A 7,787-nucleotide genomic window follows, 5' to 3' on the forward strand; every position below is an offset into this window, starting at 1 on the left:
TTGCGGCGCGTGACGGAGTGGCGGTGAGTGGTAGAGGGCACCCCGCCCCGGGCCGACTTCGGCCACACCTCACTCTCATCACCGAACAGGAGCGAGCCGTTGTACCGCATGACCCGCTATTCCGTTCCCGCCGCCCTCTGTCTGACCCTGCTCACCGCCTCGCCGGGTATCGCGGCAGTAGCCCGCGGTCCCGAAGAACCGCCCGCCAGCGTCACCGGACAGGCCGTCCCCGGCAGTGACGCGCTGCTCGCACAAGTTCAGTCGCTCGGCGCTGCCGCCGGGATGCTGGAGCCCGTCACGGATCTGCTCTCGGCGGTGCTGAAGTCGCCGGACGGGAAGGTGTCGGCGGCCGAACTGGCCGCAGTGAAGGCGAAGATCGAGCCTGCGTTCGCCGACCTGAAGAAGGCCGTCCCGGCCGCACAGGCTCCGGCGAAGCCCGTCGTCAACACCCCGGCGAAGCCTGCGGACCCGCCGGCCGAGCCGGCCGACCCGGTCGCGAAGCCGGGCGACCCGGTGGTCAAGCCGCCGGTCGCAGAGCCCGCGAAGCCGGCCGACCCCGTGGCGAAGCCTCCCGTCGCGGAGCCCGCGAAGCCGGCCGACCCCGTGGCCCAGCCTCCCGTCGCCCAGCCGCCGGCCGACCCGGCGGCGAAGCCCCCGGTTGCCGAGCCCGTGAAGCCGGCCGACCCCGTGGCGAAGCCCCCCGTCGCCCAGCCGCCGGTGGCGCAGCCTCCGGCCGCGAAGCCCCCGGTTGCCGAGCCCGTGAAGCCGGCTGAGCCGGTGGCGGAGCCTCCGGCCGTCGTGCCCGCGAAGCCGCCCACCGTGCTTCCGGCCGTCACCCCCAAGTCCGCCCGTGTCGAGCAGGCTTCCGCCGCGATCGACAAGCTCAAGGGCTCCGTCGACGGCCTGCTGGTGGTCGCCGAGAAGGGTGCCCCGGCGGCCGATGCCAAGGCCAAGGCCGGCATGGTCGTGACCGACCTGAGCGCCGCCCTGGTCGCCCTGCTCAACGCCCAGAAGGCCCCGACCGCCTGAGTGCGGGTTCGCACCGAGCCGTCTCCGGCGTCCTTCGGGCGCCGGAGACGGCTCGCGTCCGCCCTCTGCACCGCCGCGGGCAGGGGACCGTTGGGTGAGGGGAACTCGTCGCGGAGGCGCGGGGTCCGCAGGGGGTGGGGTGCAGGGCGGCATCCGCAGGCCACTGCATCCTTCGGCCTACCGCGTTCTCGGTCCTGTGGAGGACGATCCTGCGAGGGGGCCGCGAGAGAGTTGGTCCGTGCGGACAACCATCGGATACACCATCGAGAGCATCGGCTACGTCGTAGGAGCCCAGGGGCTCATCAGCTTCGGCTCACAGGCCTTCTTCGGAACGGAGTGGGGCTGGATGCACAAGGTCGTCGGCCTTCCGACCAGCGCCTACCTCGGAGTCTTCGCCGTGGGTCTGGTGCTCGTCGCGATCGGGGTGAGGACGCGGAAGGGGCCCGCTCGCCGGAAGGTCGCCTGACGGGCAAGGCTTTTCAGGCCCGATGACGTCCGGTCCCGTGCCGCAGCGGTCGGGGACCTGTGACCCCTCGTCCCCGAGGTGGCCCGGTGGCGGATCACACGGCGGTGAGGGAGGCCGCGCCGAAGGAGACGTCGAAGCGGTCGCACCAGATGGTGACGCTGCGGTAGTCGGCCAGGTTCACGTCTGCGGGGATCTGGTAGTTTTGGTCGCCCTTGTTGCCCTTGAGCCTGCCCAGGCTGACGTGCTTTCCGTCGTCGAAGACGGTCCAGCCGGCCACCCCTTCCTTGACCGGCGCGTCCGTGAGCCACACGCGCAGGTCCGGACCGTTGCTGGTGTCTAGGTCCTCCAGCCGCAACGTGCGCGAGCCGTCGGGGAGCCGGATCAGCGCCACGGTGCCCGTGGTGGTGTGCTCGTGGCTGATCAACGTGCCCCGGGCCAGGGTCTGCGGGCCTGTCGGAGCTCCCGGGGGCACCGCCGAGGACCCGGGTCCGGGTTGGGCGGCCTTTCCGGATGTGGTGGGGAGGGCCTCGCGGACGGTCGAGTCCTGCCACAGCTTCCACGGCTGGAACCAGTACACACCGAGGCCCAGTGCCAACACGGCCGCGGCCAGCAGCCCGGCCCACAGCCGTCCCCGTCGTTTCGTCTTCGCCACCGAAGTGCCCTTCCTCGCCGGTCCGTCGCCGGCCATTCAACGCGCCCCCGGCCGATGGCACCAGCTCTGACCTGGTGACGGAAGTCTTACGGGCGCCGCCCGCCCCCGCGTCCCTGACACCTGCCCCGGTACCCATACGGTTCCACGGCCGGGGGCGTCGCTGACGAGGCCGGCCCGGCACGGAATCCCGTGGCCCGAGAGCCGGAGGTTGCGTAGCGTGGCGGCCATGCCGATGCCCGTCCTGTACTGCCGTGATGCGTTCAACCCTCGACGCGTGGACGAACACTTCGCGCCGGAGGCCCGCGAGGTCCGCGCCTGTGGCGGGGCAGTGGCCTTGATCGACCACGACGCGCTGTTGCGGGGTGACGCGCGGGAGGCGGTCGCGCAGGTTCCGGCTGGGCTGGGACGTGCGTGGTACCGGGGCTGGATGATTCCCAGCGATCGATACGCCGCGTTGGCCGAGGCGCTGAACCGGCGCGGCACCGAGCTGGTCGTGACTCCGGAGCAGTACCGGAAGTCTCATGAACTGCCGGGCTGGTACGCGATGTTCGCCGAGGTCACGCCGGCGAGCGTCTGGCGTCCCACGGAGCCCGGTGGGATGGTGACCGCCGAGGATCTGGCAGCTCTCGCCGCGTCCCTGCCGTCAGGCGCGGGAATCGTGAAGGACTACGTCAAATCGCGCAAGCACGAGTGGGAGCAGGCGTGCTTCGTACCCGATCTCGCCGACGCCGTGGGGCTGACGCGGATCGTGCGGCGTTTCGTGGAGCTGCAGGAGGAGTTCCTGGCCGGCGGGATCGTTCTCCGCGCCTTCGAGGCGTTCTCACGGCTTGAGTCCGTCGCGGCTGAAGTGCGCGTCTGGTGGCTCGACGGTGAGCCCAGATGGCTGACGCCCCATCCGGACAGTCCGTTCGGGCGCGGACTGGTGCCCGACCTCGATCACGTCCGGCCGGCGGTGCGGCGCCTGGGATGCAGGTTCGTCACCACCGACGTGGCCCTTCGCACGGACGGGGTGTGGCGTGTCGTCGAGGTCGGTGACGGCCAGGTCAGTGATCTGCACCGGTCGAGCAGCCGAGCCGAACTGGCCGCGCTTCTGGTCGGTTCGTAGTACGTGCAGCGGGCGGGCCGTCCACGCTCAACGGCGGCGGCCGGCGCGGCGGCCTACGTGAACCAGTCCTCGACGGCGGCCCGTCCCGCGGTGCGGGCCAGGTCGGCGATGAGGGTGGGGTCGGCCGGGGCGGTGGAGGCTGCGGAGGCCGGCTCGGGGTGGGCGATCCACAGCGGGGTACCGCCGGGCTGGGCCATGACGACCAGGAAGCGCAGGTCGCCGCAGACCCACAGTGCGCCGATGCCATCGGTCATTCCGTACCAGACCGATTCGGGTACCCGGGCCACGTAGCTGCGGGCGGCACTTCCGTCCGGGGCCAGCAGCAGGATCCGGTGCCGTCCCGTCACGCCGGTGACCTCGAGCCGGCACGGCCAGACCTGCCACGGGTGTTCGCCGAGGAGCGCCATCCCCGCCTCGAAGGCCTTCCTGGCCTTGCCCGCCTCGGAGCTGACCATGGCGGCGAGGATGAAGGCGCCGCCCCCGGCCAGGAACAGCCACGGTTCGGGGCCGATCACCCACCAGAGGAACACGACGGCCGCGACGGCCGCCACCCAGGCGGCGGTCGACACCACGGACGCCTCGTGCAGCCGCGTGTCCGTGCGCCGGGCGGTGTTGACGTTGCGGGTCATCCCCCTGCTGCTCATGGCGTTGCGGGGCGAGACCTGGTACCCGAACCGGCGTGCCTGCATGGTGCCGCCCCCGCCCTCGTGCCGTGATGCACGGACGGGAACAGTGCAGCACCGGACGGCCCGGGGGGGCAATAGAGGCCGCCGCCTCGACATTCGGGTGGTGTCACATCTGACGCGGCCGCGCTGTCTCACTACGGAGACGAGTGAGAAAAGGGGTCGTGAGCATGAAGGTCATCATCGTGTGCGTATCCGTGTCGCACGGCAACACGCGGCGTGTCGCCGACAGCATCGGCCAGGTGCTGGGTGCGAGGGTCGTCTCTCCCGAGGAGGCCGATCCGACGGAGCTGAGCGGCGCCGACCTCGTGGGATTCGGCTCGGGCGTCTTCTACAGCAGGCTCCACCCCCGCCTGACCGACTTCGTCAAAGCACTGCCCAACGGGCGGGGCCGGGCGTTCGTGTTCGCCACCAGCGGGCTCCCCGAGGTACCGCCGGCCCCCTTCACCCGCCCCCTGGTCCGGCTTCTCGAAGGCAAGGGTTTCGAGGTGGAGGGGAGCTTCTCGTGCCGGGCCTTCGACACGTGGACGCCCTTCAAGCTGGTCGGCGGCATCAACAAGCGGCGGCCGAACGGCGAGGACCTGGCCGCCGCACAGGCCTTCGCCGAACGGCTGCGGGACGGGCGAGGGCCGGCGTCCTGACGCACGCCGCCCCGGGAGAACTCACCCCGCCTCTCGACAGCAGCCGTCCCAGCGCACCCGGCGGGAACACCCCGGCCGGCCACCGCACCACCCTCGTGGGGACCGGCGGCTGCCGGGGCGCCCAGGGCCGGGCAACCCCGTACCCGGCCAAGGTCGCCTACCGGATCGGCCTCCTCAGGGTCGGACCGCCGAACCAACGGCCGGCCGCCTGCTCGAACGCCTCGCGGTCAGGGTGACGGTCACCCGCCCAGGCGACCACGCCGTCGGGCCGCACCAGTACGGCGCCCAAACCGAGGTCGTCCCTCGCCGTCCCGGCCGCGTACCGGATCCGGTCCTCCCAGCCGGCTGCGGAAGCGCGCAGACGTCGGTCGGTGCTGAAATCGAGCAGGACGCCCCGCCCGTTCTCCATGAGGTCGCCCAGGCGGGTGCCGTCCTCGAAACGGAAGTCGGGGGCGCTGCGGCCGACGAGCGGATGCTCGCTGCCGAGGTCGTACCGTATCCACGCCCCTGACAGCCTCTTTAACACGTAGGTCGCTCCGTCGCGGGTCGCGATGAGATCGCGAACCACCGCCTGGATCGCCTGGGCGTGCGGTTCCGGCTTCATGGTGGCCACCTGGGCGCGCGTCCAGTCGAGCACCGCCGCGCCGATCGGGTGGCGCTCGTCGGCGTAGGTGTCGAGGAGCCCGTCCGGCGCGTACCCGCGCACGGTCGCCGCGAGCTTCCACCCCAGGTTCACGGCGTCGCCGAGGCCGGTGTTCAGCCCCTGGCCGCCGAGGGGGGAGTGGATGTGGGCGGCGTCGCCCGCGAGCAGGACGCGTCCCCGCCGGTAGGCCGTCGTCTGCATCGCCCGGTCGGTGAAGCTCGAGGCGAGGTGGACCTCGCCGATCGTGACGTCGATGCCGGACACGCGGCGCAGAACCGCCTGGAGGTGCTCGCGGGTCGGCGGCTGCGAACGGTCGAACGCACCGCCGTCGAAGTCCATCATGGCGATGTGCCCGTCGTTGGGCACCCGGAGGTACATGCCCTCCTGCGTCAGGTGGAACCCCGGGCGCAGACGTTCGGGGTCCGCGAGAGTGGCTTGCATGGTGTAGCCGGTGAACTGCGGCTCGGTGCCGACGAATTCGAAGCCCGCGAGCCTGCGCACCGTACTGCGTCCGCCGTCGCAGCCGACCAGCCAGCGTGCCTCGTAGGCGTCCGCGCCGGCTCGTGCGACCACGCTCTCCCCGTTCTGGGAGACGGCCGTGACCCTCACTCCGCGCCTGATCTCCACTCCGAGCTTGGACGCGTGCCCGGACAGCACCGTCTCGACGGTGTCGAGGTCCGTCACCATCGCTTCGGGCGCCGGTCCGGGAAGCCGGAAGGGGAGGGCCGCGACGTCGACCTGGTCCCCGTCGAGCATGATGCCGGCGAAGTGGCCGACGAACCTGGGCCCTGTCGGCGCACCCGCCTCGGGCGCCGCGCCGAACACCTCTCGAACGCCCGACGACGCCGCGAGCAGTGGCTCCAGCAGTCCGCGCCGGTAGAACGCCTCCACGGACGCGCCGCTCAGCCCGCGCCTTCCGAGCGGGGCCGAACGTAAGGGGGAGCCGAGCCCCGACTCCCGTTCGAGCACCAGTACGGAACAGCCCGCGAGGCCAAGCTCGCAGGCCAGGGCCAGACCCACCGGACCGGCCCCCACGATCACCACGTCATGCACGAAAGATCCCCTCCTGGAACTCCAGGCCGGACGGGTGTCCGGCCTGACCCCTCCAACGGTGGCAGCCCCCACCGACATCGCACCGGCAAGCCACCGACAGACCACCGGCACCCCGGCCCAGCGGCTCAGGCCGCCCGGCGCGCCGGTGGCAACACGGAGTTCACAGCGGTGCGCGCCCGGGGTAACAACCGCTTCCTAGCGTGACCGGCCGACGAGGCTACGAACGGGCAGCTGGAGGCGGCGAGATGAGCACCACCGAGTCACGACAGGCCGTACCGGGCACGGCGGACACCGCTGCCGGTCAGGCCGTCAGGGAGACACTGGAGGACTACACCCTCCGCTTCGCGCCGCGCAGTTACCGCCGCTGGACCCCCATGGTCGTGGCCACCACCGCCCTCGGCGGTATCGCGTACATGGCCGACTTCTCCATCGGCGCCGGCATCGGCCTGGCCCACGGCACCGGCAACGCCCTCCTGGCCATCGCCGTCGCCGCGGTCGTCATCTTCGTCACGGGCTTCCCCCTGGCCTACTACGGCGCCCGCTACAACATCGACCTCGACCTCATCACCCGCGGTTCCGGCTTCGGCTACTACGGCTCGGTCCTCACCAGTGCCATCTTCGCCAGCTTCACCTTCATCTTCTTCGCCCTCGAAGGCTCGATCATGGCCCAGGGGCTCGAACTCGGGCTCGGGCTGCCGCTGTGGCTGGGCTACGCCGTCTCCACGCTGATGGTGATCCCGCTGGTCGTCTACGGCATGAAGGCGCTCAGCAGGCTCCAGGTGTGGACCACCCCGCTCTGGCTGCTGCTGATGGTCGGTCCGCTGGTCTACCTCGTCGCCCACGACCCCGGCACGGTGGACCGTTTCCTGGCCTACGCCGGCACGGACGGCGACGGCGCCGTCGACACCGCCTCCGTGATGCTCGGAGCGGGTGTGTGCCTGTCCCTGATCGCGCAGATCTGCGAGCAGATCGACTACTTGCGCTTCATGCCGCCCAGGACGGAGGCGAACAAGCGCGCCTGGTGGACCGCCGTGGTCATGGCCGGACCCGGGTGGGTGGTGCTCGGCGCGCTCAAGCAGGCCATCGGCGTCTTCCTCGCCGTCTACGTCATCGCCGAGGCCTGACCGGCCGCCGCGCCCGAGCCCATCCGGCAGTTCCGGGGCGCGTTCGACGCGATGATGCCGTCCTGGGCGGTCATCCCGCTGGCCGTGGTCCTGGTGGTCATCAGCCAGATCAAGATCAACGTGACGAACGCGTACTCCGGCTCACTGGCCTGGACGAACTCCTTCACCCGCGTCACCCGGCACTACCCCGGCCGCATGGTCTTCGTCCTGGTCAATCTCGCCTTCGCGCTCGTCCTGATGGAAGCCGACATGTTCAGCTTCCTCGGCGGTCTGCTCGGCTTCTACTCGAACTGCGCGATCGCCTGGGTGGTCACCGTCGCCACCGACATCGGCATCAACAAATACGTGCTGAAGCTGTCCCCGCTCCGGCCGGAGTTCCGCCGGGGCATGC

General features: G+C 71.2%; 7 protein-coding genes and 1 pseudogene. 5 read left to right on the forward strand and 3 right to left on the reverse strand.

What is annotated here, in order from left to right; genetic code table 11:
- The first annotated feature begins 108 nt into the window (after positions 1-108).
- Positions 109-1,029, forward strand: coding sequence for a hypothetical protein (locus tag VR44_RS41070; RefSeq protein ID WP_052713537.1), 921 nt, complete (start codon positions 109-111; stop codon positions 1,027-1,029).
- Between the two features lie 238 nt (positions 1,030-1,267).
- Entirely contained in the window at positions 1,268-1,495 is a 228-nt protein-coding gene (locus VR44_RS10425; protein WP_045947141.1) for a hypothetical protein, read from the forward strand.
- Positions 1,496-1,589: 94 nt separating this feature from the next.
- Here the strand turns inward: VR44_RS10425 and VR44_RS10430 are convergent, their stop codons facing one another.
- Complete coding sequence (locus VR44_RS10430) at positions 1,590-2,147, reverse strand: DM13 domain-containing protein (RefSeq protein WP_045947142.1); 558 nt, start codon at positions 2,145-2,147, stop codon at positions 1,590-1,592.
- 226 nt (positions 2,148-2,373) lie between these two features.
- On the opposite strand from VR44_RS10430, the gene VR44_RS10435 reads away from it, so the two are divergent.
- Complete coding sequence (locus VR44_RS10435; protein ID WP_045947147.1) at positions 2,374-3,252, forward strand: ATP-grasp domain-containing protein; 879 nt, start codon at positions 2,374-2,376, stop codon at positions 3,250-3,252.
- A 53-nt stretch (positions 3,253-3,305) separates the two neighbouring features.
- Here the strand turns inward: VR44_RS10435 and VR44_RS10440 are convergent, their stop codons facing one another.
- Positions 3,306-3,941, reverse strand: a complete 636-nt coding sequence (locus tag VR44_RS10440) for a hypothetical protein (RefSeq protein WP_157880262.1) — start codon at positions 3,939-3,941, stop codon at positions 3,306-3,308.
- 164 nt (positions 3,942-4,105) lie between these two features.
- On the opposite strand from VR44_RS10440, the gene VR44_RS10445 reads away from it, so the two are divergent.
- The gene (locus VR44_RS10445) at positions 4,106-4,576 is read left to right on the forward strand and encodes a flavodoxin family protein (RefSeq protein WP_045947144.1); all 471 of its coding nucleotides are present in this window, start codon (positions 4,106-4,108) and stop codon (positions 4,574-4,576) included.
- A gap of 157 nt (positions 4,577-4,733) precedes the next feature.
- Here VR44_RS10445 and VR44_RS10450 read toward each other — a convergent pair whose 3' ends face one another.
- Positions 4,734-6,272, reverse strand: coding sequence for an FAD-dependent monooxygenase (locus tag VR44_RS10450; RefSeq protein WP_045947145.1), 1,539 nt, complete (start codon positions 6,270-6,272; stop codon positions 4,734-4,736).
- Between the two features lie 245 nt (positions 6,273-6,517).
- Here VR44_RS10450 and VR44_RS10455 point away from each other — a divergent pair.
- Positions 6,518-7,787: pseudogene (locus VR44_RS10455) on the forward strand (purine-cytosine permease family protein); the annotation flags it as partial.

Origin of the sequence: Streptomyces katrae (genome assembly GCF_000966975.1) — a bacterium.
GTDB lineage: Bacteria > Actinomycetota > Actinomycetes > Streptomycetales > Streptomycetaceae > Streptomyces > Streptomyces katrae.